This is a genomic window from Zoogloea sp. JDB1, from assembly GCF_056724025.1.
Window position 1 is genome coordinate 125,594 of the sequence record NZ_CM161496.1, and the last position, 24,785, is coordinate 150,378.

The 24,785-nt window shown below is 64.2% G+C and carries 23 protein-coding genes; 11 read left to right on the plus strand and 12 right to left on the minus strand.

Features of this window, described 5'->3' with window-relative positions; all coding sequences use genetic code 11:
* The first annotated feature begins 516 nt into the window (after positions 1–516).
* The 10 genes from AC1PPK_RS00585 to AC1PPK_RS00630 are packed head-to-tail and all read left to right on the plus strand — an operon-like array spanning position 517 to position 11,693.
* Positions 517–1,392, plus strand: coding sequence for a methyl-accepting chemotaxis protein (locus tag AC1PPK_RS00585; protein WP_481118168.1), 876 nt, complete (start codon positions 517–519; stop codon positions 1,390–1,392).
* Positions 1,393–1,402: 10 nt separating this feature from the next.
* Positions 1,403–1,771 carry a response regulator gene (locus AC1PPK_RS00590; RefSeq protein ID WP_481115908.1) on the plus strand — a complete coding sequence of 123 codons (369 nt, stop codon included), beginning with the start codon at positions 1,403–1,405 and terminating at the stop codon, positions 1,769–1,771.
* Between the two features lie 28 nt (positions 1,772–1,799).
* Positions 1,800–2,108 carry an STAS domain-containing protein gene (locus tag AC1PPK_RS00595; RefSeq protein ID WP_481115909.1) on the plus strand — a complete coding sequence of 103 codons (309 nt, stop codon included), beginning with the start codon at positions 1,800–1,802 and terminating at the stop codon, positions 2,106–2,108.
* 2 nt (positions 2,109–2,110) lie between these two features.
* A complete protein-coding gene (locus AC1PPK_RS00600) occupies positions 2,111–4,270 on the plus strand; it encodes a chemotaxis protein CheA (RefSeq protein ID WP_481115910.1) in 2,160 nt (719 codons plus the stop codon).
* A 38-nt stretch (positions 4,271–4,308) separates the two neighbouring features.
* Complete coding sequence (locus AC1PPK_RS00605; protein ID WP_481115911.1) at positions 4,309–5,952, plus strand: methyl-accepting chemotaxis protein; 1,644 nt, start codon at positions 4,309–4,311, stop codon at positions 5,950–5,952.
* 32 nt (positions 5,953–5,984) lie between these two features.
* Complete coding sequence (locus AC1PPK_RS00610) at positions 5,985–6,518, plus strand: chemotaxis protein CheW (protein WP_481115912.1); 534 nt, start codon at positions 5,985–5,987, stop codon at positions 6,516–6,518.
* Between the two features lie 35 nt (positions 6,519–6,553).
* Positions 6,554–8,491 (plus strand): methyl-accepting chemotaxis protein, encoded by a 1,938-nt coding sequence (locus AC1PPK_RS00615; RefSeq protein WP_481115913.1) that lies wholly within the window; start codon positions 6,554–6,556, stop codon positions 8,489–8,491.
* 11 nt (positions 8,492–8,502) lie between these two features.
* Positions 8,503–9,111, plus strand: coding sequence for a methyl-accepting chemotaxis protein (locus tag AC1PPK_RS00620; RefSeq protein WP_481115914.1), 609 nt, complete (start codon positions 8,503–8,505; stop codon positions 9,109–9,111).
* Between the two features lie 30 nt (positions 9,112–9,141).
* Entirely contained in the window at positions 9,142–9,909 is a 768-nt protein-coding gene (locus tag AC1PPK_RS00625) for an oxygen-binding di-iron domain-containing protein (RefSeq protein ID WP_481115915.1), read from the plus strand.
* A 50-nt stretch (positions 9,910–9,959) separates the two neighbouring features.
* Positions 9,960–11,693 carry a putative bifunctional diguanylate cyclase/phosphodiesterase gene (locus tag AC1PPK_RS00630; protein WP_481115916.1) on the plus strand — a complete coding sequence of 578 codons (1,734 nt, stop codon included), beginning with the start codon at positions 9,960–9,962 and terminating at the stop codon, positions 11,691–11,693.
* Here the strand turns inward: AC1PPK_RS00630 and AC1PPK_RS00635 are convergent.
* Positions 11,669–13,114 (minus strand): cytochrome P450, encoded by a 1,446-nt coding sequence (locus AC1PPK_RS00635; RefSeq protein WP_481115917.1) that lies wholly within the window; start codon positions 13,112–13,114, stop codon positions 11,669–11,671. The two genes, AC1PPK_RS00630 and AC1PPK_RS00635, sit on opposite strands and share 25 nt — an antisense overlap.
* A gap of 86 nt (positions 13,115–13,200) precedes the next feature.
* Between AC1PPK_RS00635 and AC1PPK_RS00640 the strand changes: the two genes are divergently transcribed.
* Entirely contained in the window at positions 13,201–14,136 is a 936-nt protein-coding gene (locus tag AC1PPK_RS00640) for a helix-turn-helix domain-containing protein (RefSeq protein WP_481115918.1), read from the plus strand.
* Between the two features lie 31 nt (positions 14,137–14,167).
* On the opposite strand, the gene AC1PPK_RS00645 is transcribed toward AC1PPK_RS00640, so the two are convergent.
* The 11 genes from AC1PPK_RS00645 to AC1PPK_RS00695 form a co-directional block, all read right to left on the minus strand.
* Positions 14,168–14,449, minus strand: a complete 282-nt coding sequence (locus AC1PPK_RS00645; protein WP_481115919.1) for a hypothetical protein — start codon at positions 14,447–14,449, stop codon at positions 14,168–14,170.
* Between the two features lie 712 nt (positions 14,450–15,161).
* Entirely contained in the window at positions 15,162–16,622 is a 1,461-nt protein-coding gene (locus AC1PPK_RS00650; protein ID WP_481115920.1) for an ImmA/IrrE family metallo-endopeptidase, read from the minus strand.
* Between the two features lie 7 nt (positions 16,623–16,629).
* Positions 16,630–17,055 carry a hypothetical protein gene (locus AC1PPK_RS00655; RefSeq protein ID WP_481115921.1) on the minus strand — a complete coding sequence of 142 codons (426 nt, stop codon included), beginning with the start codon at positions 17,053–17,055 and terminating at the stop codon, positions 16,630–16,632.
* A gap of 517 nt (positions 17,056–17,572) precedes the next feature.
* A complete protein-coding gene (locus AC1PPK_RS00660; protein ID WP_481115922.1) occupies positions 17,573–18,094 on the minus strand; it encodes a DinB family protein in 522 nt (173 codons plus the stop codon).
* 639 nt (positions 18,095–18,733) lie between these two features.
* The gene (locus tag AC1PPK_RS00665; RefSeq protein WP_481115923.1) at positions 18,734–19,201 is read right to left on the minus strand and encodes a hypothetical protein; all 468 of its coding nucleotides are present in this window, start codon (positions 19,199–19,201) and stop codon (positions 18,734–18,736) included.
* A 373-nt stretch (positions 19,202–19,574) separates the two neighbouring features.
* On the minus strand, positions 19,575–20,237 hold the full coding sequence (locus tag AC1PPK_RS00670; protein WP_481115924.1) for a hypothetical protein: 663 nt from the start codon (positions 20,235–20,237) through the stop codon (positions 19,575–19,577).
* Positions 20,238–20,682: 445 nt separating this feature from the next.
* Positions 20,683–21,282 (minus strand): hypothetical protein, encoded by a 600-nt coding sequence (locus AC1PPK_RS00675; RefSeq protein WP_481115925.1) that lies wholly within the window; start codon positions 21,280–21,282, stop codon positions 20,683–20,685.
* 107 nt (positions 21,283–21,389) lie between these two features.
* Positions 21,390–21,845: a type II toxin-antitoxin system VapC family toxin gene (locus tag AC1PPK_RS00680; RefSeq protein ID WP_481115926.1), complete on the minus strand. Its 456-nt coding sequence runs from the start codon at positions 21,843–21,845 to the stop codon at positions 21,390–21,392.
* 99 nt (positions 21,846–21,944) lie between these two features.
* Complete coding sequence (locus AC1PPK_RS00685; RefSeq protein ID WP_481115927.1) at positions 21,945–22,436, minus strand: DUF4240 domain-containing protein; 492 nt, start codon at positions 22,434–22,436, stop codon at positions 21,945–21,947.
* A gap of 415 nt (positions 22,437–22,851) precedes the next feature.
* Positions 22,852–23,490, minus strand: coding sequence for a single-stranded DNA-binding protein (gene ssb / locus AC1PPK_RS00690; RefSeq protein WP_481115928.1), 639 nt, complete (start codon positions 23,488–23,490; stop codon positions 22,852–22,854).
* Between the two features lie 33 nt (positions 23,491–23,523).
* Entirely contained in the window at positions 23,524–24,720 is a 1,197-nt protein-coding gene (locus AC1PPK_RS00695) for an MFS transporter (protein ID WP_481115929.1), read from the minus strand.
* Between the last annotated feature and the right edge of the window lie 65 nt (positions 24,721–24,785).

Below are 24,785 nucleotides of genomic sequence, written 5' to 3' on the forward strand. Positions count from 1 at the left end.
GCGATCGGCACCATTGCGTCCGTAATCCAGGCGCATGACGGCGGCCCGCCCCGACCGGCAGATGCGCGCAGACAAATGAGTGCGGCATCCCGTCCCTGCGCCCGCGCAGAGGGTGGCACCGCCCGAGGAGAGCCCAGCAATGACGGTCAGCGGACACATCGACAGCGCGCCAACCCCCAGCCTTCACGCCGGAGCGCGGCCATGACGCGTCTCGCCGCCTCCCCACTGCTGGCCCTCGGCGCCGGCCTGCCCGGTGCCGTCGCCGTGGCCGTGATCGGCGCGCCCGCCTGGCCCACCTTCGTCGCTGCCGGCGCAGCGCTGCTCATCGGAGGCGGCATCGGCTGGGCCATCCGCCATGGCCTGCGCCAGGACGCCGCCGACGCCACCCAGCAACTCCATCGCAAAACGGAAACGACCCAAGTGGAAAAACTGACGCCCTACGTGGCCAGCCTCGACCAACTGGCCGAACGCCTGTTCCCCCTGTGGGGCCGCCAGATCGAGAGCGGCCGCTCCCAGATGGAAACCGCCGTGGTCGGTCTGACCCTGGCCTTCTCCGCCATCGTGGACCGCCTCGACGTGTCGGTGCGCATCGCCGACGCGGCCTCCGGCGCCGCCGACGGTGAAGGCGGCCTGCTCGGGGTGTTCACCCGCAGCGAAAGCCGCCTGCAATCCCTGATCGAATCCCTGCAGACCGCCAACCGTCACAAGGAGGAGATGGTCGTCGAGGTAAAGCGCCTGCAACAGTTCATCGTCGAATTGCAGAAGATGGCGGTGGACGTCGCCGGCATCGCCGACCAGACCAACCTGCTGGCCCTCAACGCCGCCATCGAGGCCGCCCGCGCCGGTGAAGCCGGGCGCGGCTTCGCGGTGGTGGCCGACGAGGTGCGCAAGCTGTCCGGCCAGTCCAAGACCACCGGCGTCAATATGGGCAGCGCGGTGGACGCCATCAGCAAGGCCATCGCCACCGCCGTTGCCAGCGCCGAGAGCACCGCCATCAACGACGCCCGCGCGCTGCAGGCCTCCGAGGACGCCATCGGCGACGTGCTCGGCGGCTTCCGCAACATCATCGACGGCCTCGTCGAATCCAGCCACACGCTGCGCAACGAGAGCGCCGGCATCAAGTCCGACGTCTCGGACGCCCTCGTCCAGCTCCAGTTCCAGGACCGCGTCAGCCAGATCCTCAGCCACGTCCGCGACAGCATCGACGCGCTGCCGGCCCACATCGCCACCAGCCACGCCGACGTCGCCCGCGGCGGCTGGCCCGAGCCCCTGCCCGTAGACAGGCTCCTCGCCAGCCTGTCCGGCAGCTACGCCACCGCCGAAGAGCGCCAGATCCATACCGGCGGCGGCAGCTCCGCCGCCAACGACCAGACCGACATCACCTTCTTCTAGGAGCACATCCATGGCTAAAACCATTCTCGTGGTGGACGATTCCGCCTCCCTCCGCCAGGTCGTCAGCATCGCCCTGAAGGGCGCCGGCTATGACGTCGTCGAAGCCAGCGACGGCAAGGACGCCCTCGGCAAGCTCGACGGCCGCAAGGTGCACCTGGTCATCAGCGACGTGAACATGCCCAATATGGACGGCATCACCTTCGTGAAAGAGATGAAGAAGCTGCCCAGCTACAAGTTCACCCCGGTCGTCATGCTGACCACCGAAAACCAGGAAGCCAAGAAGGCCGAAGGCCAGGCCGCCGGCGCCAAGGCCTGGATGGTCAAGCCCTTCGCCCCGGCGCAGATGCTCAACGCCGTCTCCAAGCTGATCCTGCCCTGAGCGGCCGGCCGGCATCCAGGAAAGCGCCATGAGCCTCGACATCGCCCGGGACGACGGACAGATCCGCGTCCGCTTCAGCGACGAGCTGAACATCTACACCGCCGCCGCCATCCGCGAAGCCTTGCTGGCCCTGCCGGCGGACGGAAGCCCCTGCCGCCTCGACCTGGGCGACGTCATCGAAATCGACTGCGCCGGCCTGCAAGTGGTGCTGGCCGCCCTGCGCAGCCTGCCCGCCAGCACCCTTGAAGCCTGCAGCGCTCCGGTGCGCGACTGCTTCGCCCTGTGCGGTCTCGACGCCCTGCTGCCGGCCGCCCCCACCTCCAGCGGAGCGCAATGAACATGGATATCGATCAGGCCATCCCGACCTTCCTCCTCGAAGCCCGCGAACTGCTGGAGCAGATGGAGGACGGCCTGCTGCAGATCGAGAATGGCGCGGGCGACGGCGAAACCGTCAACGCCATCTTCCGTGCCGCCCACACCATCAAGGGCTCGGCCGGCATCTTCGGCTTCGACGAGGTGGTCGGCTTCACCCACACCATCGAGAACGTCCTCGACCGCGTACGCAGCAACGAACTCACCATCGACCGCCCGCTGGCCGAACTGCTGCTGGCCAGCGGCGACCACATCGGCACCCTGCTGCAGCGCGTCGCCGACAAGGCCCACGGCCACGACCCGGTCGTCAATGCGATCGGCCACGACCTGCTCGGCCAACTGGCCCGCTTCACCACTGCCAGCACGCTGCCGGTTCCCGCCGCCACCGCCGACGTGACGCCTGCCGCCAGCATTGCCGCAGAAACCGGCGGCGAAACTGCCGTCACCGGCAACTGGCACGTTTCCCTGCGCTTCAGCCGGGAAGTCCTGCAGCACGGCATGGACCCGCTGTCCTTCATCCGCTACCTGGGCAGCCTCGGCGACATCGAAGGCATCGCCACCCTGCAGGACGCGTTGCCGGCCCTCGGCGAGCTGGACCCGGAAGCCTGCTACCTGGGTTTCGAGATCAGCCTGAAGAGCGAAGCCAGCCACGCCGACATCGACGGCGCCTTCGACTTCGTGCGCGACGACGCCACCATCCACATCCTGCCGCCGCACAGCCCGCTGCAGGCCTACGCCGACATGCTGACGGCCCTGTCGCCCGAGCCGGCCGCCCTCGGCGAAGCGCTGCTGTGCTGCGGCACCCTCGAAGCCACCGAGCTGGAACGGGCCCTGGCCCCCGCCCCTGCGGCAGCAACAGCCCTCGTACCGGTCGTCGCCGACGAAGCACCGGCCCTGCCCGCGCCCATCGACGCAGCCGCCCCCGCCGTCGGCGGCAAGCCGGCCCGCGACAGCGGCCGCGCCAAGACCCTGCGCGTGGACGCCGACAAGCTCGACAAACTGATCAACCTGGTCGGCGAACTGGTCATCGCCGGCGCCAGCGCCAACATGATCGCCGGCCAGCTGAAGGCCCGCCGCATGCTCGAAGCCACCGCAACGATGGCGCGCCTGATCGAGGAAGTCCGCGACAGCACCCTCAACCTGCGCATGGTGCAGATCGGCGAAACCTTCAACCGCTTCCAGCGCGTGGTGCGCGACGTGGCCCGCGACCTGGGCAAGGACATCCGCCTGGTCATCAACGGTGCCGAGACCGAACTCGACAAGACCATGGTCGAGAAGATCGGCGACCCGCTGATGCACCTGGTGCGCAACGCCATGGACCACGGCATCGAAGCGGCGGACGTGCGCGTGGCCCGCGGCAAGCCGGCCCAGGGCACGATCCGCCTCGACGCCCGCCACGACTCCGGCGGCGTGCTGATCGAGGTCAGCGACGACGGCAACGGCCTCAACCGCGAGCGCATCCTCAGGAAAGCCGTCGAGAAAGGCCTCGTCGGCCCCCAGCAGAACCTCTCCGACGAAGACGTCTACAAGCTCATCTTCGCCCCCGGCTTCTCCACCGCCGAACAGCTCAGCAACATCTCCGGGCGCGGCGTCGGCATGGACGTAGTCAAGAAGAACATCGAGGCCCTGCACGGCAGCATCGAAATCGACAGCGTCGAAGGCCAGGGCAGCACGATGCGCATCCGCCTGCCGCTGACCCTCGCCATCATCGACGGCTTCCTGGTCGGCGTCGGCGACGCCTCCTTCGTAATCCCCCTCGATCAGGTGATCGAGTGCATCAAGCTGCCCGCCGTCGAACAGCGGACCGACCCACGCCGCGACTACATCAACCAGCGCGGCCAGATCCTGCCCTACACCCGCCTGCGCGACGCCCTCGACCTGCCGGCCGGCACGGGCGGGCGCCATACCGACCGCAACCTGGTGGTCGTGCAGTACGGCGGCAAGCGCGCCGGGCTGGTGGTGGACAGCCTGCACGGCGAGATCCAGACCGTCATCAAGCCCCTCGGCCGCGTCTTCAGCCGCGTCCAGGGCATCAGCGGATCGACCATCCTGGGCAGCGGCGCCGTCGCGCTGATCCTCGACATTCCACGTCTCCTGCAGCAGGTCATCGACCGCGCAGCCGCCTGAACCGCCATTTCCTGAATCCCCAGCCGGAGAACACACCCATGTTCAGCAATCTGAAAATCAGCCAACGCCTGGCCTTCGGGTTCGGGCTCGTCCTGGTCCTGCTCGTCGCCATCGTCTATACGGGCACCACCCGCATGATGACCATCAACGACAGCGTGCAGCAGATCACTTCCGTCAACAACGAGAAGACCCGTGTCAGCAACGCGATGGTGGACAACCTGCGCGACTCGGCGATCGCCATGCGCAACCTGCTGCTGAGCCAGGACGAGGACGTCGTCAAGACCGAGACGGCTCGTCTGGATGCGCGCAAGAAGAGCTACATGGACGGTGAAGCCGAACTCGACAAGCTGCTGGCCGCCAACGCCAGCGACGAGGAGCGCGCCCTCGCCGCCAAGATCAAGGGCCTCGCCCAGACCGTGCTGCGCCTGCAGATCCAGGTGCTCGACGTCGCCCGCCAGGGCCGGATGGCGGAAGCCACCGCATTGCTGTTCAAGGAAGTCCGCCCGGCCCAGCGCGAATGGCTGGATGCCCTGGCCAAGTTCGTCGAGGAGGAAACCAAGGCCACCGAAATCGCCGCCCGCAGGGCCGGCGACACCTACGACAGCGCACTGAAGAGCATGCTGGTGCTGAGCGCCATCGCCATCGTCATCGGCATTGCGCTGGCGATCAGCGTGACCCGCTCGATCACCGGCCCGCTGGCCCAGGCGGTGGGTATCGCACGCGCCCTCGCCGACGGCGACCTGACCACCCGCATCGAGGTGAACCGCAAGGACGAAGCCGGCCAGCTGCTGCAGGCCCTGCAGGACATGGTCGAGAAACTGTCCGACATCATCGGCCAGGTGCGCAGCACCGCCGACAGCCTCGGCAGCGCCTCCGAGGAAGTCTCCGCCACCGCCCAGAGCCTGTCCCAGGCCACCAGCGAGCAGGCCGCCAGCGTCGAGGAAGTCTCCTCCACCGTCGAACAGGCCTCCGCCTCCATCAACCAGAACAGCGACAACGCCAAGCTCACCGACGGCATGGCCTCCAAAGCCGCCGAAGAAGCCGCCTCCGGCGGCGACGCGGTGTCCCAGACCGTCTCCGCAATGAAGGAGATTGCCGACAAGATCGGCATCATCGACGACATCGCCTACCAGACCAACCTGCTGGCCCTCAACGCCGCCATCGAAGCGGCCCGGGCCGGCGAGCACGGCAAGGGCTTCGCCGTCGTCGCCGCCGAGGTACGCAAGCTCGCCGAACGTTCCCAGGAAGCGGCGCAGGAGATCGGCGAAGTCGCCGGCAGCTCCGTGCGCCTTGCCGACCAGGCCGGCCACCTGCTGCAGGCCATGGTCCCGGCGATCCGCAAGACCTCCGAACTGGTGCAGGAGATCGCCGCCGCCTCCGAAGAGCAGTCCGGCGGCGTCGCCCAGATCAGCACCGCGATGCACCAACTCAACCAGGTCACCCAGCAGAACGCCTCCGCGTCGGAAGAACTGGCTGCCACTGCCGAAGAGATGAGCGCCCAGGCCGAGCAGCTGCAGCAGCTGATCCAATTCTTCAAGACCGGCGGCGCGACACCCAACCTGCGTCAGCAGGCCCGCAGCGAAAGGAGCAGAAAGCGCTTGGTCACAAAATCCGACAGCCTGCCGGGCGAACTGGCGGTTGCCGGATCTGGCGTGTCCCCGCAGGACTTCGTCCGCTTCTGAGCGGCGTCCCTCAAACCCAACGGAGAGCGCCCATGCAAACCCGACCGGACCATACCGCCAGCCTTGAACACGCTGGCGAGCGGGAGCAGTACCTCACCTTCAACCTCAGCGGCGAGCTGTTCGCCATCGGCATTCTGTCGATCCGCGAGATCATCGAGTACGCCCACCTGACCCAGGTACCGATGATGCCGCGCTACATCCGCGGGGTCATCAACCTGCGCGGCTCGGTGGTGCCGGTGGTGGACCTGCTGGCCCGCTTCGGCCAGGGCCTCACCGAGCCCAAGCGGCGCACCTGCGTGGTGATCGTCGAAGTGGACAGCGAGGACGGCATCCAACAACTCGGCGTGCTGGTGGACGCCGTCAATGAGGTGCTGGAGATCCCCGCCACCGACGTGGAGCCGCCGCCGTCCTTCGGCGTACACATCCGCAACGAATTCATTCGCGGTATGGGGAAGATCGGCGAGCGCTTCGTGATCCTCCTCGACGTGAGCCGCACCTTCTCGGTGGACGAACTGGCCGGCCTCGCGTCGGTCGCCGCCGGCGAACCCGACACCCTCGCTGCCTGAACGGCAGCCCTTCACGCCCACTAGGAACGACCGTCATGCAACTCAAGTCCTGGAAGGACATGGCCATCGGCAGCCGTCTGATCGCGGTTCAAAGCACCCTGTCCCTGCTCATGGTGCTCCTCCTCGCGGGCGTCATCGGCCACTACGCCGAACGCTACCTCGAGGACCGCGGCATCGCCGAGATGCAGCGCACCACCCAGCGCCTGCTCGACATGATCGCCACCGCCGACGACAGCCTGCGCCTCGGCATGGAACGCAGCCTGGCCCTCTACCGCGCGCCCTACAGCGGCCCGATGAGCGTGGACGCCGGCCATCTGATCCCGTCCGGCAGCCAGCAGCTGCCGCAGCTGAAGAGCGGGAACCTGGTCCTCAACAACGACAACGAAGCGGCTGACCGCTTCACCGCCCTCACCGGCCTCGTCGCCACCATCTCAGTGCGCCAGGGCGACGACTTCTTCATCGTCACCAGCTCCGGCAAGGATGCCAACGGTGTGCGCAACACCGGCGCCCGCCTCGACCGCAAGCACCCGGCCTACGAACGCCTGCTGCGCGGCGAAATCTACGCCGGCCCGTCCAAGCGCGACGGCATGTTCAATTACGCCTACTACCAGCCGATCAAGGACGCCCGCGGTGCCATCATCGGCGCCTACGGCATCGGCATGAACATGGCGGACGGCATGAAGAGCCTGCGCGACAAGTTCCTGGGCATGAAGATCGGCGAGACAGGCTACGCGGCGGTGCTCGACAACGGCTTCGATCCGGGCCTGGTCTACATCCACCCCGCCGCCGAAGGCAAGAACCTGCTCGGCGCCAAGGACTCCAGCGGCCGCGAGTTCATCCGCGACGTGCTCAGCAAGAAGAAAGGCATCACTTTCTACCCCTGGTTCAACAAGGAACTCGGCGACACCGAACCCCGCGAGAAGATCGCCGTGCATGATGTGTACGCGCCGTGGGGCTGGGAGATCATGGTCACCACCTACCGCGACGAATTCACCCGCGAATCCCGCGCCCTGTCGGCGGTGATCCTCGGCGGCACCGCCCTGCTGGTGCTGGCCCTCAATGTCGTGCTCTACGCGATGATCCGCCGCCTGGTGCGCCGCCCGCTGCAGCAGGCCGTGAGCACCGCCCGAGTGATCGCCGGCGGCGACTTCACGACCCGCATCGAAGTGCACGGCAACGACGAAGCCGGCCAGCTGCTGGCCGCCCTGCGCGACATGAGCGGGAAGCTGTCCGACATCATCAGCCAGGTGCGCAGCACCGCCGACAGCCTCGGCAGCGCTTCCGAGGAAGTCTCCGCCACTGCCCAGAGCCTGTCCCAGGCCACCAGCGAGCAGGCCGCCAGCGTCGAAGAAGTGTCGGCTACCGTCGAGCAGGCTTCCGCCTCCATCAACCAGAACAGCGACAACGCCAAGCTCACCGACGGCATGGCCTCCAAGGCCGCAGAAGAAGCCGCCTCCGGCGGCGACGCGGTGTCCCAGACCGTCTCCGCGATGAAGGAGATTGCCGACAAGATCGGCATCATCGACGACATCGCCTACCAGACCAACCTGCTGGCCCTCAACGCCGCCATCGAAGCGGCCCGGGCCGGCGAGCACGGCAAGGGCTTCGCCGTCGTCGCCGCCGAGGTACGCAAGCTCGCCGAACGTTCCCAGGAAGCGGCGCAGGAGATCGGCGAAGTCGCCGGCAGCTCCGTGCGCCTCGCCGACCAGGCCGGCCACCTGCTGCAGGCCATGGTCCCGGCGATCCGCAAGACCTCCGAACTGGTGCAGGAGATCGCCGCTGCCTCCGAAGAGCAGTCCGGCGGCGTCAGCCAGATCAGCACCGCGATGATCCAGCTCAACCAGGTCACCCAGCAGAACGCGGCGGCCTCCGAAGAGCTGGCCGCCACCGCCGAGGAAATGAGCGCCCAGGCCGAGCAACTGCAACAACTGGTGGCCTACTTCCGGACCGCAACGCCGGCCGGCCCCCGCTGACAAGGACGCCAATGGAAATTCCTTCATCCCTTTCATCCACCGGAGGACAGTCCCTGCAGCTAGTCGTCGAGATCAGCGCCGGCATCCGCCAGGTCACCGCCCTGTCCAGCCAGGTGAACCTGGTGGCCCTCAACGCGATGCTGGCCGCCAAGCAGGCCGGCAGCCAGGCCCGCGGCTTCGGCATCGTCTCCAGCGAGCTGCGCCAGTTCAGCGGCCAGCTCGACCGGCAGATGCACGAACTCGGCGACTTCATCGGCGATCTGGTCCATTCGGTCGCCGAGTCGGCTCGCATCCGGCTGCATGTGGCTCATCTCGACCAGATCCCGGCCGCCATCCAGCCCCGCCTGGCTGGCGCCGCCACGCGCATCGAAGCCCGCCAGGCACGTATCGACAGCGACGGCAGCGAGCGCTGGTTCGGCCTCGGCAACCGGCTCGACCACGCCCTGCGCCTGTGCAACACCGGCATCGCGCTGTCGCGCGCGGCCAAGATCGAGGCCGTCTACGGCCAGGCCCTAGCCGCCAGCCTGCGCCAGGTCGCCGACGAGATCGAAGACGCCATCGTCACCATCCTGAGCACCATCAAGCAGTTGCGCCGGGCCCTCGCCCACCACGCCGGCTGAGCCGGCCCGAAACGCCCGACAGGAACAACAATGAAAAAAACCACTCCCATCTTCCAGGATGGCGCGCACCAGTGGATCGTCGTCGCTCGCGACCCCCAACGCCCTGAATACCTGATCGACACCAACGAATACCTCGTCGTCGACGGCCAGCGTGCGCTGCTCACCGACCCGGGCGGCTCCGAGATCTTCTCGGCAGTCTTCTCGGCCCTCACCGCCGCCGTCGACCCACGCCACATCGAAGCCCTGTTCGCATCCCACCAGGACCCGGACATCATTTCGTCACTGGCCCTGTGGCTGGAATTCAACCCGGCGCTCAAGTGCCATCTGAGCTGGCTGTGGTCCGAGTTCGTGCCCCACTTCGGCGGTAAGGACGACACCTTCATCGATATCCCCGACGAGGGCTGTACGATCCGCCTCGGGCGCCTGAACCTGGAAGCCCTGCCGGCCCACTATCTGCATTCGTCCGGCAACTTCCACCTGTACGACCGCAAGGCGCGCATCCTCTTCAGCGGCGACGTGGGCGCCGCCCGCCTCACCGGCGACTACCCGCTGTTCGTCGAGGATTTCGACCGCCACATCCGCCAGGCCGAGGGTTTCCACCGCCGCTGGATGGGCTCGGCGGAAGCCAAGCGCGACTGGTGCGAGCGGGTCAGCCAGTTGCCGATCGACATGCTTTGTCCGCAACATGGCGCCATCTATCAGGGCGCCGACGTGATGCGCTTCATCAACTGGTTCGACGAGCTGCCGGTGGGCAGTGGCCTGCGCCGCGGGGGCAGCCCACTGCACGCCCAGGCGTGAGAAGATCGCCGACCATTCGTTGCCTGCCCCTGCGCTGAGTGAGCAAAGCCATGCCCAAGGAGAACGCCGTGCTGCAGATCCTGCTGATCGAAGACTCGGACGACGATGCTGAGCTGCTGCGCCTGGCGCTGCTCGACAGCGCGATACCGGCCCAGCTCAGCCGCGTCGCCAACCGCGCCGGCCTGAGTGCCGCCTTGCGCGACGGGAGCTGGGACCTGATCGTCTGCGACCACCACCTGCCGGATCTTGACGCCCTCATCGCCCTCGACATGATCGGGGCCGCCGGCGGCGGCAGACCGGAGATGCCGGTGATCGTCATGTCCGGCACGATGGAAACCGCCGAGGCCGTGGAGGCCATGCACCGCGGCGCCCGCGACTGCATGGCCAAGCACGACCTGCCCAAGCTGCTCCCGATCCTCGAACGGGAGATCGCCCATGCCCGGGCCGAAGCGGAGCTGCGCACCGCGCGGGCCACGCTGCAGCAACGCGCCGAGCAGAACCCCGTCACTGGCCTGCCCAACCGGGCCCGCCTGGAACTGCATCTGGAAGCCTTGCTCCGCGACCAGGCCAACGCGGCCCTGTTGCTCATCGAGGTGGGACGCCGCAGCCACGCGATCCGCGCCCTGCTGCCCGATGCCGGCCACAAGCTGCAGCAGGAGATGGCCCGACGCCTGGCCACCCAGGTCGGCCCCGAAGACTTTCTGGCCCATCTGGACGACGGCAGCTTTGCGCTGGCCCTGCCCCACTGCAACAGCGAGGAAGCGCTGGCAGCCATCGCCGGGCGCCTGAACCGCAGCCTGGAACCCCCATTCGAACTCGGCGACTACCGCATCGCCATCAGCAGCCGCATCGGCGCCTTTCCGCGCCGCTCCAACGACGATGACGCCGAACACATGCTGCTCGCCGCCACCGCTGCCCTGCTCCAGGTAGAGGCACGCCGCGGCGGCGCCTACTGCCTGTACACACCGGACATGCACCAGATCGGGCAGCGCCGGCTGATCCTGGAAAGCGCTCTGCACCAAGCCCTGGCCCGCCAGGAATTCGAGCTGCACTACCAGCCCAAGGCCTCCATCTCGGACGGCCACGTGGTCGGTGCCGAGGCACTGCTGCGCTGGCGCCACCCCACGCTGGGCCCGATCTCGCCGCTGGAGTTCGTGCCGATTCTGGAAGACACCGGCCTCATCGTGGATGTCGGACGCTGGGTGATCGAGCAGGCCTGCCGGCAGGCCTGCCGCTGGCGGGAAGAGGGGCTGCCGCCGATCAACATCGCGGTCAACCTGTCGGCCAACCAGTTTCACGAACGGGGCCTCACCGACACCATCCGCGACATCCTGGCCGAAACGCGGCTGGCACCTGAACGTCTGGTGCTCGAAATCACCGAGCGGGTCGCCGTCAAGGGCGAAGCCGAAACCCTCGCCGTGATGGACGCCCTACATCAACTCGGCGTGCGCATCGCCCTCGACGACTTCGGTGCCGACTATTCGTCGCTGGGCTACCTGAAGCGCTTTCCGATCGACTCCCTCAAGATCGACCGCATGTTCATCACCGACCTGGACGCCAGCGAGGCGGACCGCAACATCGTGCGGGCCATCGTCGCCATGGGCCACAGCCTCGGCCTGCGGGTCATCGCCGAAGGCATCGAGACCGAGTCCCAGCGAGCTTTCCTGGTCACCTGCGAGTGCGACGTGATGCAGGGCTACCTGTACAGCCGTCCGCTGACGGCCGATGACTTCGCGCGCTTCCTCACCCTCGCGACCACTCAACCCGCCGTGGCTGTTGAATAACCCGGTGGCTGGCGCGGGCTCACCCGCAACTGCAACTGCCGCTCCGGCCGCAGGGACACATTGAAGCGCAGCTGCGGCGGCGCCATGCCATCAGGCACCGACAGCACATAGCGCTGCAGGATCATCGCGGTGATCACCTTCATCTCGGTCAGCGCCAGGTGCTGGCCGAGACACACCCGCGGGCCGGCGCCGAAGGGCAGATAGGCACCGCGCGGAAACTCCGCCGCAGCGGGGCCGAAGCGCTCGGGCTGGAAACGCAACGGCTCCGGAAACCAGCGCGCATCGCGATGCATCTGCAACACCGGCAGCATGAACATCGTCCCCGCCGGAAAATGCCAGCCCCCCAGCACAATCGGCCGTGTGGAACGCCGGCTGTTGAGCAGCGGCGCCGTCGGGTAGAGGCGCAGCGTCTCCTGCACCGTCTGCGCCAGATAGGGCAGCTTCGGCAGATCGGCAGCGGATGGCGGCCGCTCGCCAAGGCCGAGCCGGACTTCCACTGCGGCCGCCGCCTGGGTCTCCGGCTGGGCCGCCATGCACCAGGCCCACCAGCTCAGCGTCGCGGCGGCGGTTTCGTGGCCGGCGAGGAAGGTCGTCATGCATTCGTCGCGTACGGCCTGCAGCGGCCAGGCCTGCCCGTCGTCCCGGTGCAGCCGCAACAGGCGGGCCAGCAGATCATCGGGCCAGGCATCCTCCGGCAGTTTCAGGCGGGCCTGCAGATGACGCTCGACGAGGCCGTTGAGCGCCGCCAGCGCCTGCCGCTTGTCGCGCTTCCAGGGCATCCAGTCGGGCGCGCTGGCCGGCCAGTAGAACTCCGCATTGGCCGCCGCACTGACCGTGCGCACCGCCTCCTCGGCCACCCGCGCCTCGTCGCCGATCTGGCTCGAGAACAGCATGCGCAGGATCACGTCCATCGTCAGCGAAGTCAGCGCGCTCTCGATCTGCCACGGCGTGCCATCCGCCGGCCAACGATCCAGCGCCATGGCCGTCGCGGCGGCAATGGTCGGCACGAAGGCCTCCACGGCCTTGCCCGAGAAGGCCGGCTGCAGCGCGTGGCGCTTGTCCTTCCAGGCCTGGCCTTCGGCGATGAACACGCTGTGCCCGTGGAGCTGGGCGAACACGCGCATGCCGCGCTCCCAGCGGATCAGCGCATCGTGGTGGCCGACCAGCAGCTCGCGCGCCAGCTGGGGATCGGTGACGACGATCTGGTGCTCCGGCCAGATGCGCAGATGCACCACGTCGCCGAACTGCGCCTGCCACGCGGACAGCTCGCCGAACAGATCACGCGACATGCGCCGCAGCAGGCTCCAGCCCGTAACGCCGGCGGTGGGGCCCGGGGGCCAGGATCCCGGCGCGCCGGACAGCGGCGCCGGGGACGAAGAGCCCGAATGGATCGGGCAGCGGGGAGAAGTCGGTGTGTTCATGGCGGCCATTCTTGATCCGCCCACCGGGGCCGTCTTGAACGCAAACGACATGTCGGGGGCTGCACCGCTGCCTATACTGTCAGCCCATGTCCCCGTACCCGCCGCCCCTCACCGCCTGCCCCCACCCGCTGACCCGTGCACCGCGGCGGCCCGCCGACGATCCGGCCCCATGGTCCCGGCTGTACCCTGCCCCGCCAGCCCTGCAGGGGGCCATCGTGGCCGTGCTGTGCCGCGACACCCGCGGCGTCGCCCTCAGCGACGCCCAGCGCTTGTCCCATTTCCCGGCCTCGCCGCTGATCTCCCTGTCCTGGTTCCAGGAGATGGATGTCGGACTCGTCGAGCCGGACGCGGATGGAGGCCGCTGGACGCCCTTCGGCAACCCAATGGTCATCTCCGGCAGCCAGTCCCGCCCGCGGGTGAGCTGGGCACCGACCTGCGGGCGCGGCAGCGTGATGTGCTTCACCCCCGATGTGGCGAAGGCCCTGTTCGGCCTCGATCTGGGCGCCATCCACGACCGCTTCGTCCCCGCCAGCACGGCGCTGGACGCCCGCTGGCGCCCCTTCCTCGACGCACTGGCCCACGCCCCCGACGATGCCACCACGCTAGCCGTGCTGGAACAACACCTGGCCCCCCGCTGGCAGGCCCTGCAAGGGCGCAGCGCATCCACCCCATCGCTGCGCCAGCTCGGCCGCCACTGGGTCGAGCGCCTCGCGCTGCAAGCCCGCGAATGGCGCCAGACCCACAGCCCGCGGCAAGTCGAACGGCGCATCAAGACCTTCAGCGGCCGCTCCCTGCGCGAATGGCAGGCCCTCGTGCGCACCGAAGGCGTCTTCTTCGCCGCACGCGAACGCTACGAGAACGGCCGCCCCTTCGACTGGGCCGCCCTCGCCCAGGACGAAGGCTTCGCCGACCAGGCCCACATGAGCCGCGAATCCCGCCGCATCACCGGCTTCTCGCCAACGGAATTCGCGCGGCGCTTCATTGAGGATGAGTCGTTCTGGATGTATCGGTTGTGGGTGTGAGGGGCGGGGGATCGGGCCCGTCCACAGACACCTACCCAGCCGGCAACGCTGCAAGGCGCTGTTTCTCCGCCAGCGCCGTCATCAACTCCCGCGTTTCCGCCGCCAGCATGTAGCAGGCCCACAGGTAATGCTCCTGATGCTCGTGGTCGAGACGGCGGAAGCTGATCCCCGCGTTGCCATGGGTCGCCGCCAGCAGCGCATGCAACTGCGCGAGGCGAGCCGTGAGCTGATCGGTGACGGTCATGGCATTCGCACTGTCGGCCAATTCGTACAGCGTGTCGGACGAGGCGGAAAACTGCATCGGCGTATTCATCGCGCAGCCCTCCTTGCGAAATGGCAAGTGCGAAACGATGCGGGCGAAGGGGATGAAGCAGAAGCGTGCTCATATGCGCACACAGGGGCTTGAACAGCCATGACGAAACTCCTTGGTAGATAGCTACGCCACCCCACTCGGCCCGCCATTGACCATGAAATCAGGGCGCACCAAGGGCATGACGAATAAAAACGGCCGCAATACGGCCGGTATCCGCCTGGATTCGTCGAGCTGCTAAACCCGGTCGCCACTGTTTAGGCGACGGCGGGAGTATGGGCGGGGGGCCTTGGTGGGGTCAAGGGGAATGCGGAGACGTGAAGCGCGCGGGAATAGTGCAGCGAGCAACGGGGACTGTGTGGTGTGGTTCGTCTGGGGCGGTCGCTTATTCGTGGATCGCACGATGAGGGCCGGTGAAATCAAGGTCTGTTACCGACCCCCTCCGGACGTTCGATGCATCTGAAGCTCAACGGCCGCTATCTAAGCGGAGTAGCCGCTCGTCGCGCCATGTCACGGCCAGCGTGTCAGCCATAAGAACGAAAAATAGGTATTCAGCAGAGCAAAAAAATCAAACGTCAACCTCCTGATCTGGCTAAAGGAGGTTTCGACCCTCTGGCGACATTCGTCACACGCGATTGTTTGCCTCGAATTAAACGCTCGCTTGCAGGTTTCCAGGAGCTAGTGTCTAGTTCATGGAAGCGGCGACTAAAACGCCCTACATGATGCCGCCGGTCGGCTGCACCTTGATAGCATCCTGGGAGCCAAAGGTATCAATACGTCGGAGTCGAATCTCCAGAAAACGCTGCTCCTCACCGTTCAAGCCTGCGAAAACACGCGAGTTGTAGATCTGCGCGCAGGCTACAGCTTTGCTCACCCCGAAGCGTTGTTTCAAGGCTGTGACGAAATCGCTAATCGATCCCTCCACGGTGTTTCGCATGGACTCCACGATGCCTCGAGGGAGTAACAGTTCCGCTGCAAAAGCGTTCGCTCTTCGCTCCATGAAGTAGTCTATTGCCCCCCCTAGCACCTCACAAAAGGGGAGTCCTCCTACTCGATCCAGTACCAGATGCCCAAGCTCGTGAGCAAGTGTCATCCGAGTACGTTCTGGCGAAATGTGCTGCCGGTCTGCGTTCAAAATCACACACGGCCCGCGCGCGCCCCAAACAGCGACTGCGTCAATCGTCTCCGCACCCAAATGTTGCGTAATTACGCTGATGCCCAGTTCCTCGAAGAGTGCTTCAATCTCGAAGCGGACTGGTCGATCCCCACCAAGCGCATCACGTACAAACTCTGCTGCAACATATCCACCAGAAAATGCAAACTGAGCAGGCATCCTCTGAAGATATTCGCAAGTTTCGGCGCTAATTCTGTCCAGTGCATCCAGCTTGCCAGGAGGGACTGCACGAATAGCGTCGAGTACTCGTCGAATCGTCGCGCTATCGTGAATGCCTGTCGTCATACGAGCTGCCGCTAAGAGAGGCCCTTCTTCGACAAGTCCGTCAGCCCAAGAATCATTGGCGGCCACGCCCCAGAACTCAAACGGATCAGCGTCGCCTTGAACAGCAATAAGCGACTCTTGAGACATGCCTGTAACCGATCTGAAGAAATCTTCCCTTGCACCGACGCCGCGGTCGCGCCATCGATTGATTGCGCTTTTGATCCTGAGATTAGTGGAACTTTCAAACGATTGGGCCAAGGTATCGCAGATTGACACCAGTGCGGCTTGGCACTCTTCGAATGGAGCCCTTATTGGAGCTTGACCGTCAGCGCAAATCCAACAAACCCTACCATTGCGCATCAACGTAAGCGATGGGAGCGACAATCCCTTCCAAGCAGAGGCCAAGTTGTGCCTTCGTTCAAAGGCAAGCAGCTTAGCCTCCTCGGCCTCAGCTAATTCTTCACCTAGCCTAGCCCATCTTCGTTCGGCCACACTCCATACATCCCCAGGGTGAGCTACATCATTCAACCAAGAGTATGGATAGGATTGCTCGAAGACCAGTGCCCCCCAATTCGAAGCTACATGCTCAAGCAAATCAACCCAAGTCCATTCAATTGGCTGCGGCTGATCATCACTGTTGGAGTACCAGTACGGAACACCAAGGACGTACAAGATCCCTTCGCCCCAGCCATTCATGCGGGCAGCTTCATCTTCCGACGGAAGAAACTCGAAACGCATCGGCGAATCAGGATTCATATTGCTTCAACCAATTTTGAAACTCTCTTCCGTAGCCTTGCATGTCCGCTTTTTGCTGCAGAGCTCGCTTAACTGCACGTGAAAGACGATTGCGACTTGGACGACCACGCCAAGGATAGCCATGGTAGGCACCCGGGCCTGACGGAACGGCCTCATAGATGACACCTTCATGCACGTTCCATGCCCGCTCAGGCATTACTTCCGCAATCGTCTGATCAGGCTGTTTCCCTTCAAACTCAGCGTCGTTCAATAGCTCGCGAGCCTGGGCTTTGGACAAGGTTGATGGACATTTTCCGATAATGCCAACACCAGTCGTGACAAAGTCGGCCTTCGGTTCAGACCAACAATGCTTGATCCGATGCTCCGCTGGATCATACTCAACCATCTTACTTTCCTTCGGGACAACCTCTGTCACGGACAGCTAACTCCCTCTATGTCACGAACCTCTGGCGGCAGATAGGAAACCCACTATGCGCACAAAAAGCAGCTAAGCCTTTGAATTCTACAGCATTAAAAGTCGCAGCGAAATTCCTTTGGGGCTGGGTGCCGCCGGTCAAGTGCTGCAACCTCATGGGAGGTTTCGGTCGAATTCCCCCCATGGAGCACTTGGACAGGTTTTGGATGGAAACAGTCACGCAAACGTCAGCTTTGGGGAGCAGGTGACTGGCCGGTTATGGCCGAAAACAGCCCGTCAGCATCTCCACACAAACCAACAACTCCAGCCAATCACTCCCCAAACCAAGCTTCCAATTCAAGGCCAAAAGTGCTTCCCATGAAGTATCCACCCGGTACGGGCAGACGCTATGAATTACGTCACTTGCGCTCCGCCGGCATCGGCTGTGTGGTTCTGAGAAGCAGGTAATCCTGTACCGCTGAAGCCTCAACCGGCCGGGCGCTGCGACACGCCGCTGCGGGTTGGCTGCATCGCCACGTCAGTCCCCTCTGCGATCCGGCTCGGTTGCGTGAATGAAGACGGTAAACGTGTCCGCTGGCCGGGGGGCCTTGGCGAGATCGAGCGCATGACCGATCGCGCCGCGGTGATAGGTGCCGTGGTTGATCAGGTGGTAGAGCACTTCTTCTCGGCTCAGCGTGCCTTTCTTGCCGTCGACGAAGGTGAAGTGGATTCGCTGTTCGAAGTGATCGGGCGGCAAGGCCTGGGCGTAGTCCTGCAGCCACTGGTTCGATGCGCCGAGGCGGGCAGCCAGCGCTTCGAAGGGGGGCAGTTCCGGCGTATTGGTCGAGTCATGCGGTTCGGCCCCGCCGGTAAGCCGGGCGCGAAACAGTTCTTCGACGCGGACCATGTGATTCAGCTGCTGTCTGGCGAAGTCGAACTGGGCGACATGAATCTCGCGGTCGATCCGGGCCACGGCATCCAGGGTCCGCTGATCGGCCCAGGCCTTGTACTTGAGGGGGGTGTGGAGGTGCATGGGGGTGAGGAGAATGGCCTTATCCATTTTGGGTGTACGGCCCGGTGCCGTGCCTTCTCCGAATCTACTGCGCGCCACACGGGGCGGCAAGCATGATGTTCGACGTATTTCCGGGACGCGCATCTATTGCTTCAACGAGGTCTGGACTGGGCCGGATCAGCGTCCTGGCGGTGCTCGCCGCCATGTCCCATGGAATCGCGACCTCCTCTGAGGTACTCGCGACCATCCCGGAGGTAGTCGCGACCACCGCCGAGGGGGTCCGTCCAGTATCAGAAGCCCTCGATTGGGTGCGAGGGATAGGGCAGTCCTGTTTGCGGGCTGCTCGCGAGGAGCGCCCGGACAGTCGGCCCCTGTCCCGGTGGGCCTCGCGAGCAGCTTTCGGATAGGGCGGGAGTGTCGGCGGGATAGGGGTGGTCTGTCCCGGCGGGGCTCGCGAGGGATTCGCGGATAGGGCAGGACATTCGCCGGGCTCCTCACGAGGAGCTTGCGGAGGGTCGGGAGGGCTTCAAGGGATGTCGGATCGGTGTCCCGGGATATCTGGCCGGGCGGATTGCGTGTGCGGAGCGAATCGGCGGATGGCGAGTGGATGTCGCCGGGGCGCGGCAGGGTGTCGGCGGGCCGCCGGACGGCTGCGGAGAGCGGACCGGCCGGCGGGCGGAGGGACGATCAGGCTTCCGGCTTGGCGACGCTGCGCGGCTTGCGGGACAGGCGGGTCTGCATGGATTCCTTGAGGGTGTCGAGGGCGGTGCCCTTGCCGCCGACCTTGGCGAGGGCGTAGCCGTCGTAGGCGGCGCTCATGATGTCGCTGCCGAGGGCCAGTTCGGTGTCGTCGGCCCGGTCGGCCAGGGTGCGCAGGCGTTGCAGGCGGGGGCGCAGGACGTCGAGGGCGACGATGTCCTGCTGGAAGCCGGCGAGGTCGAAATTGCTGGGCACGATGCCGGGGTTCTGGCGCAGCACCAGTTCGGTCTGGCGGCAGAAGGCTTCGGACTTGTCTCCCATCTTGACGGCCTTGCGGCGCTCGTCGGCGGACAGCGTGATGAGGGCACCGAGCTTGGCTTCGAGCGCGGTGAGCATGCCATCGATAGCCTCGACATCGGCCGGGGCAAAGGTGATCGAGACCAGATTCTGGGTCATGGTGAAGCTCCTTGAGATTGAAGTGATGTGGCCACGGCGTGAAGACGCATGTCTTCGTTAATGCCAATGGCAACACCGCGAATATTACATACAGATTATCCTTTTTGAATTATTTCGTACCGCAGGATGGACTGATTGGGGCAGCACGTGTGCGACCGGTTCAATGCGCTGGACGCCCGGATCGGAGAATGCGGCCCGCTGAATCGCGTGGCCCTGGGGCGAGCCCCGGTCAAGGCCGATTGGAGAAAGGCCGTCTGTCTGTCCGCTCCCCCGTCACATGTGTGCAGGCTTCAGGAAACAAGAGCAGGTAGGCAGGAAAGGAAAACCGGCCTGGCGGCCGGTCATTGGAAAATGGAGCTTGACGGGGAAGTCCCTAGAAAGGGTCAGACCGCAACGCTATAACAATGCTCGGGAAGGCAAGCTGTGCCAGTTCGCGCCGCGCAACCAAATCTCGATAGCCGGGGAGTCGTCGCAACCACTTGATGGCAACGAGACCGCCGAGGAGAACCAGGCCAGCGGGTACGAACTGTTGAGAGGTGATCAAAATGACGGTTGCCGCAAGCAGCACCAACGTTGCCAACAAGGGCGCGCGATCGAGCCAGCGCTCACTGGCAGTTCGAGCCACGCGAAGAGCCTGCGCGACCGATTCGTCTGGAAACTCGGTTCTGTACGCGGTGTATGCGTAACGCCCCGGTGCGATCAATCCGTCGGATCTGATATTGGCATTTGGCCTGAATTCAGCATAGGCCGACTCCATCCCGCCGAAGGCAATCCGGCCTTCGGTTGTATGGAAATGGCCAGTCAGTTTGTCGGCTGATATGCAGTAGCGCTCTGTGTCCTTGGGAATTGCCTCGTTTACGAACAGATGCAGGAGATAACCCCCATCTGCGCCAGTCGGGAACCGGACGAGTCGCTCCTCAACGCTGAGTTGGGCGAAGCCCTCCACATCGCGCGGAAGCAATCGGGGTAGCGCGTCGACATCGAACAGCGCCATTTCGGCCACATCGGTTCCGGCAGGAAGGCAGATGGCTGTCATGGGACTAACGTGGAGCTGACCGGCACTGTGCCGCTTTGTGGTGCAGCGTCCAGCGACCGGAGGGAGCGAGGTTGAGCCATGTTAGGTTCTTGCCTTTCGCTTTGTACTAGCCATCCCGATTACTACCGCTCCTGCGGTTAGTGTGATTGGAAGAGCGATCATTGCGATTGTAATTACGACGCGATTGTCATCGTAAGGAACGTCCGAAACGACAAACTCAGCAAGCATGACCCCCGCAATACATGCGATTGAGCCCAACAGTCGGTGCGGCCTTGCGACGGGTAAGAATTGCAGACCAGCCAAGCACACAACTGCAGAAATTGCTTGGGCGTAAAGCGAAACTAGAAACTCCTCGCCATGGGCGTTTGCGACTGGTGACATCGCTAGCAGCGTGAGCATGACTGACCACTGAAGGTACATGACTTTAAAAAACGTAACGTTCGAACTAACGAGCCCCGCCAGACGTCCCGTTGAATGAGGGGTCAGGTTGTCCCGGTCCAAATAGCGACTCATACTTTTCCTGATCCCAGGCGTTGGCAAGGGGGCTGGATTTCGCTACGGCTTTCGAATAGCCAAACGGCTCCTCCACTGAAATGAAAGCCATTGGCGATCCATTTCTTAATAGCGCTACAGCATTTCCATCTGGCGCCCATTTGAACGAGAACTCTCGATCGATGGGGTTGGGAACAACAGCACTTGAGCTCGCAATGTTTTGCAGGAGTTGCGGAGTCGACTTGGATTTCTTGATGGCATCCCAATCCATTGGCCCAATTGGAGGGACGCGGGAGTAGGCGATTGCGTCTCGCTCGATTTTTTGAGAGCCGGGCTTTGTGAGATAGAGGTAAGCAACTTGCTGATCATCTTCCAATATGGCAAGGCGATCAGATGCAGTGCAATGAGATTGGAGAAAGATTTCTTGGCTCATTGCAGGCGAGTTTTCCAAGAATAAAGCGAATGCAAAGAAGATGCTTCTCAAGAAAAGACCTAACTTTTTTTGGTAAGACCGCTCTGCGGCAGCAAAGAGTTCTCCAGAAAGGCCGCTCATCTGGCCATCCGTACGCTTCGGTGTGCTGATCTCTGTCACAGTGTCCTCACGACGAAGGCAACGGCAGTCGGGCAGCACAACTGGCCGACTGCCGCTGTACCAGATTGTTAGCCCGCTGAGCCGAGGACATGATTTAAATACGCGTCAATAGAAAAGACCTGAATACCAGCAGTCTCCGCGGCAGTAAGGAAATTCCTGTCTTCAGTTACCAAAGGAAGTCCTTCGCCTTTGGCCAAGGCGGCAAAGACCAAATCACCAGATCTCATTTCTGGCAAGCCGGCGTCGAGATATCGATTGATAAAGCTTTCATCAATTGGTACAGCATCAATCTCCAATCCATTGGACACCCCTTCCCAAGCTGCGCCCTCAACAATTTGTCCGCCGTTTAATCGCTTCTCTTGGCGTATCGCGTGAGATATTTCGAACATAGCAAATGCTGGGATGCGAACAGTAATATTACTTGCTGTAATAGTCTCTTTCAGCCTGACCGCTTTTGCGTGGCGTGGGCGACTATGCATAAACATATCGACGATTACGCAGGTATCGAGAACTACAACTGTCATGGCATCTCCTATGCAGACTCACGTAGAAGTGGAGAGCAGCCCGAGCCAAGCGTAGGGAACCGCAAGCGCAGCTTGCAGGCAGTCCGGTTGAGCGCCATGTTATGCGAACTTTTCGGCAAGCTGCGGATAGAGGTCATAGACTTTGTCTTCCTCCCATGCTTGGCCTGACGGTTCACCGGGATGAGGACTTTCGCGATTGACGACTGACCCCACTGCGGCCTTGACACCATCTGTCACGGCATACTGATAGCCTTCGTAGAACCAAGCGTCTTCGTCGAAGTCTTCGCCGGCCAATGACTCCGGATCGGCGAGTGCGCTCTCAAACGCAGGGCGGCCGCGGGAAATAAGTGAGGCTCGAAAATCAGAAAATGTGTCATCACCACAGCCGCCGTTGATGACATATGCAGCGCCCCACAATGGCCACGAATAGGCACGATCCATCATTGCATCGAAGAGAACTGAAAACGCTCTCGCATCATCTTTGGATAGCTTGGAGAGCGCGGTTCCAATCAAATCGCACTTCTCATCCATATTGCCGTCAGATTGATCGTGCGCAAAGCCCACGATCTCCCAGAATTTCAATTCGTCCACAGGCATTTCCTTGAGTGCGCATCACTTTGTTTTAGGGAGTCCGTTCCTGCCACATAACACGTGGTTTGCTGCATAACCTCGCCTCCGTGAAGTGAACGAGACCCGCTTGAATGCTGGCAATACGTGGCCGAGGTCGTATGAACTTACAGCGCTGACACCCCACGAAAGCCGGCACCGAATCTCTGCCACCGTGGCGCTCGCTCAAGGTCCTGGACCAATTGCGTGAGCGCCTCCGGTATCAGGACTGGAGCTTACGGACAGTACGGATTTATGTCTATCGGGTAACTTCGCCACGCGGAGCGAAGAAGGACATGCGATATCGGAAAATCCTCGCGCACGGCTGCGACAGGCGATAAAAAACCCGGGTGGCGCACTGGCCGGCCCGGGTTTCTGCGATCCCTTGGCGGGAGCGGCGTCAGAACGGGATGTCGTCGTCGAAGCCGCCGAAATCGTTGCCGCCGGCCGGGCGCTGGGGTGCGGACGGGGCGCTGGGGACCGGGGCGGAACCGCCACCGAAGCCACCGCTGTCGCGGCCACCGCCATAGGACGGCGAGCCGCCACCGCCGCTACCACCGCCGTAGTTGCCGCCGCTGTCACGACCGCCGCCGTAATTGCCGCCGCCACCGCTGTCGCGGTTACCGCCACCGTAGTTGCCGGCCGGACGGCCGCCACCGAAGCCACCGTCGTTGCGGGCCGACTCGTCGCCGCCGCCCATGCCCTGACGGCTGCCGAGCATCTTCATCTCGTCGGCACGGATTTCGGTGGTGTAGCGGTCCTGGCCGTCCTTGTCCTGCCACTTGCGGGTGCGCAGGGAACCTTCCACGTACACCTGGCTGCCCTTGCGCAGGTATTGCCCGGCGATCTCGGCGAGCTTGCCGAAGAACACCACGCGGTGCCACTCGGTGGCTTCGCGCTTCTCGCCGCTGGCCTTGTCGCGCCAGGTGTCGGTGGTGGCGAGGGTGATGTTGCAGATCGCGTCGCCGCTGGGGGCGTAACGGGTTTCGGGATCCTTGCCCAGGTTGCCGACAAGAATCACTTTGTTGACCGAAGCCATATGTCTCTCCTAAAAATTCTGTAGGGCTGGCGCTCAGGCCGTTGCCACGTTGCGGCGCACCGGCGCCGACATGCCGGAGGCGAGGATCAGCCAGGCCACGGCAAGCCCGCCGCCGAGCACCCACACCGCGCCCGGCCCCACATGTTGAGCCAGCCAGCCACCGAGCGCACCGCCGAGGAACATGCCGATGGACTGCAGCGTGTTGTAGATGCCCAGCGCCGTGCCCTTGGCGTGCGGCGGGGCGATCTTGGAAATCCACGAGGGTTGGGTCGCCTCCAGCACGTTGAAGGCGACGAAGAACAGCGTCAGCAGGATCGCCAGCGGCCACATACCGGCGTTGCCCTCGAAATAGAGGCCGACCTGCACCGCCAGCAGCAGCCCGATAGCGGAGTTGAAGATGCTCTTCATGGCGCCCTTCTTCTCGGCGACGATCACCGCCGGCACCATCACCGTGAAGGACACCAGCACCGCCGGGAGGTAAACCTTCCAGTGCTCGGCCACCGGCAGGCCAGCGCGCACGAGGCCGGCGGGGACCAGCACCCACATGGCGGTCTGCATCAGGTGCAGCGCGAAGACGCCGAAGTTGAGGCGCATCAGCTGACTGTTGCCGAGCACTTCGGAGAAGCGCGCGGTGGCCCGCGGCACCGGCGGCGCGGCCGGCACGACGAAGATCACGGCGAAGATCGCCACCACGGCCAGCCCGGCGATGAGCCAGAACAGGCCGCTCATGCCGATCACGGAATACAGCAGCGGCGCGGCGACCATCGAAATCGCGAAGACCAGGCCGATGGAGGCGCCGATCATCGCCATCACCTTGGTGCGGTGCTGGTCGCGGGTGAGGTCGGCGGCCAGCGCGGTGACCGCGGCGGAAATGGCGCCGGCGCCCTGCAGCACCCGGCCGATGACCACCGTATGCACGTCGGGGGCAAGTGCCGCGACGACGCTGCCGATCACGTACAGCACCAGGCCGAAGACGATCACCGGTTTGCGCCCGAAGCGGTCAGAGGCGGCGCCGAAGGGGATCTGCAGGAAGGCCTGGGTCAGGCCGTAGACGCCGATGACCATGCCGACCTGGGCCACATCGTCGCCGCCGGGCGTGCCGTGGGCGTGCACCGCGTAGACCGGCAGGATCAGGAACACGCCCAGCATGCGCAGCGCAAAGATTGCAGCCAGCGAAACGCCGGCGCGGCGCTCGGCCGGGCTCATATTGTCGTCAGTAGAGGAAGCCATGAAACGTGCTGCGTGGGGAGGGTCAGGAGGCGTATATTAACAGGTTGCCCCAGCCCACAATGCCC

Bases quoted from the DNA above. Each gene is read 5' to 3' on its own strand.
- AC1PPK_RS00585 (WP_481118168.1), top strand. From the start codon at position 517: ATGGAAACCGCCGTGGTCGGTCTGACCCTGGCCTTCTCCGCCATCGTG.
- AC1PPK_RS00590 (WP_481115908.1), top strand. From the start codon at position 1,403: ATGGCTAAAACCATTCTCGTGGTGGACGATTCCGCCTCCCTCCGCCAG.
- AC1PPK_RS00595 (WP_481115909.1), top strand. From the start codon at position 1,800: ATGAGCCTCGACATCGCCCGGGACGACGGACAGATCCGCGTCCGCTTC.
- AC1PPK_RS00600 (WP_481115910.1), top strand. From the start codon at position 2,111: ATGGATATCGATCAGGCCATCCCGACCTTCCTCCTCGAAGCCCGCGAA.
- AC1PPK_RS00605 (WP_481115911.1), top strand. From the start codon at position 4,309: ATGTTCAGCAATCTGAAAATCAGCCAACGCCTGGCCTTCGGGTTCGGG.
- AC1PPK_RS00610 (WP_481115912.1), top strand. From the start codon at position 5,985: ATGCAAACCCGACCGGACCATACCGCCAGCCTTGAACACGCTGGCGAG.
- AC1PPK_RS00615 (WP_481115913.1), top strand. From the start codon at position 6,554: ATGCAACTCAAGTCCTGGAAGGACATGGCCATCGGCAGCCGTCTGATC.
- AC1PPK_RS00620 (WP_481115914.1), top strand. From the start codon at position 8,503: ATGGAAATTCCTTCATCCCTTTCATCCACCGGAGGACAGTCCCTGCAG.
- AC1PPK_RS00625 (WP_481115915.1), top strand. From the start codon at position 9,142: ATGAAAAAAACCACTCCCATCTTCCAGGATGGCGCGCACCAGTGGATC.
- AC1PPK_RS00630 (WP_481115916.1), top strand. From the start codon at position 9,960: ATGCCCAAGGAGAACGCCGTGCTGCAGATCCTGCTGATCGAAGACTCG.
- AC1PPK_RS00635 (WP_481115917.1), bottom strand. From the start codon at position 13,114: ATGAACACACCGACTTCTCCCCGCTGCCCGATCCATTCGGGCTCTTCG.
- AC1PPK_RS00640 (WP_481115918.1), top strand. From the start codon at position 13,201: ATGTCCCCGTACCCGCCGCCCCTCACCGCCTGCCCCCACCCGCTGACC.
- AC1PPK_RS00645 (WP_481115919.1), bottom strand. From the start codon at position 14,449: ATGAATACGCCGATGCAGTTTTCCGCCTCGTCCGACACGCTGTACGAA.
- AC1PPK_RS00650 (WP_481115920.1), bottom strand. From the start codon at position 16,622: ATGCGTTTCGAGTTTCTTCCGTCGGAAGATGAAGCTGCCCGCATGAAT.
- AC1PPK_RS00660 (WP_481115922.1), bottom strand. From the start codon at position 18,094: ATGGATAAGGCCATTCTCCTCACCCCCATGCACCTCCACACCCCCCTC.
- AC1PPK_RS00665 (WP_481115923.1), bottom strand. From the start codon at position 19,201: ATGACCCAGAATCTGGTCTCGATCACCTTTGCCCCGGCCGATGTCGAG.
- AC1PPK_RS00670 (WP_481115924.1), bottom strand. From the start codon at position 20,237: ATGACAGCCATCTGCCTTCCTGCCGGAACCGATGTGGCCGAAATGGCG.
- AC1PPK_RS00675 (WP_481115925.1), bottom strand. From the start codon at position 21,282: ATGAGCGGCCTTTCTGGAGAACTCTTTGCTGCCGCAGAGCGGTCTTAC.
- AC1PPK_RS00680 (WP_481115926.1), bottom strand. From the start codon at position 21,845: ATGACAGTTGTAGTTCTCGATACCTGCGTAATCGTCGATATGTTTATG.
- ssb (WP_481115928.1), bottom strand. From the start codon at position 23,490: ATGGCTTCGGTCAACAAAGTGATTCTTGTCGGCAACCTGGGCAAGGAT.
- AC1PPK_RS00695 (WP_481115929.1), bottom strand. From the start codon at position 24,720: ATGGCTTCCTCTACTGACGACAATATGAGCCCGGCCGAGCGCCGCGCC.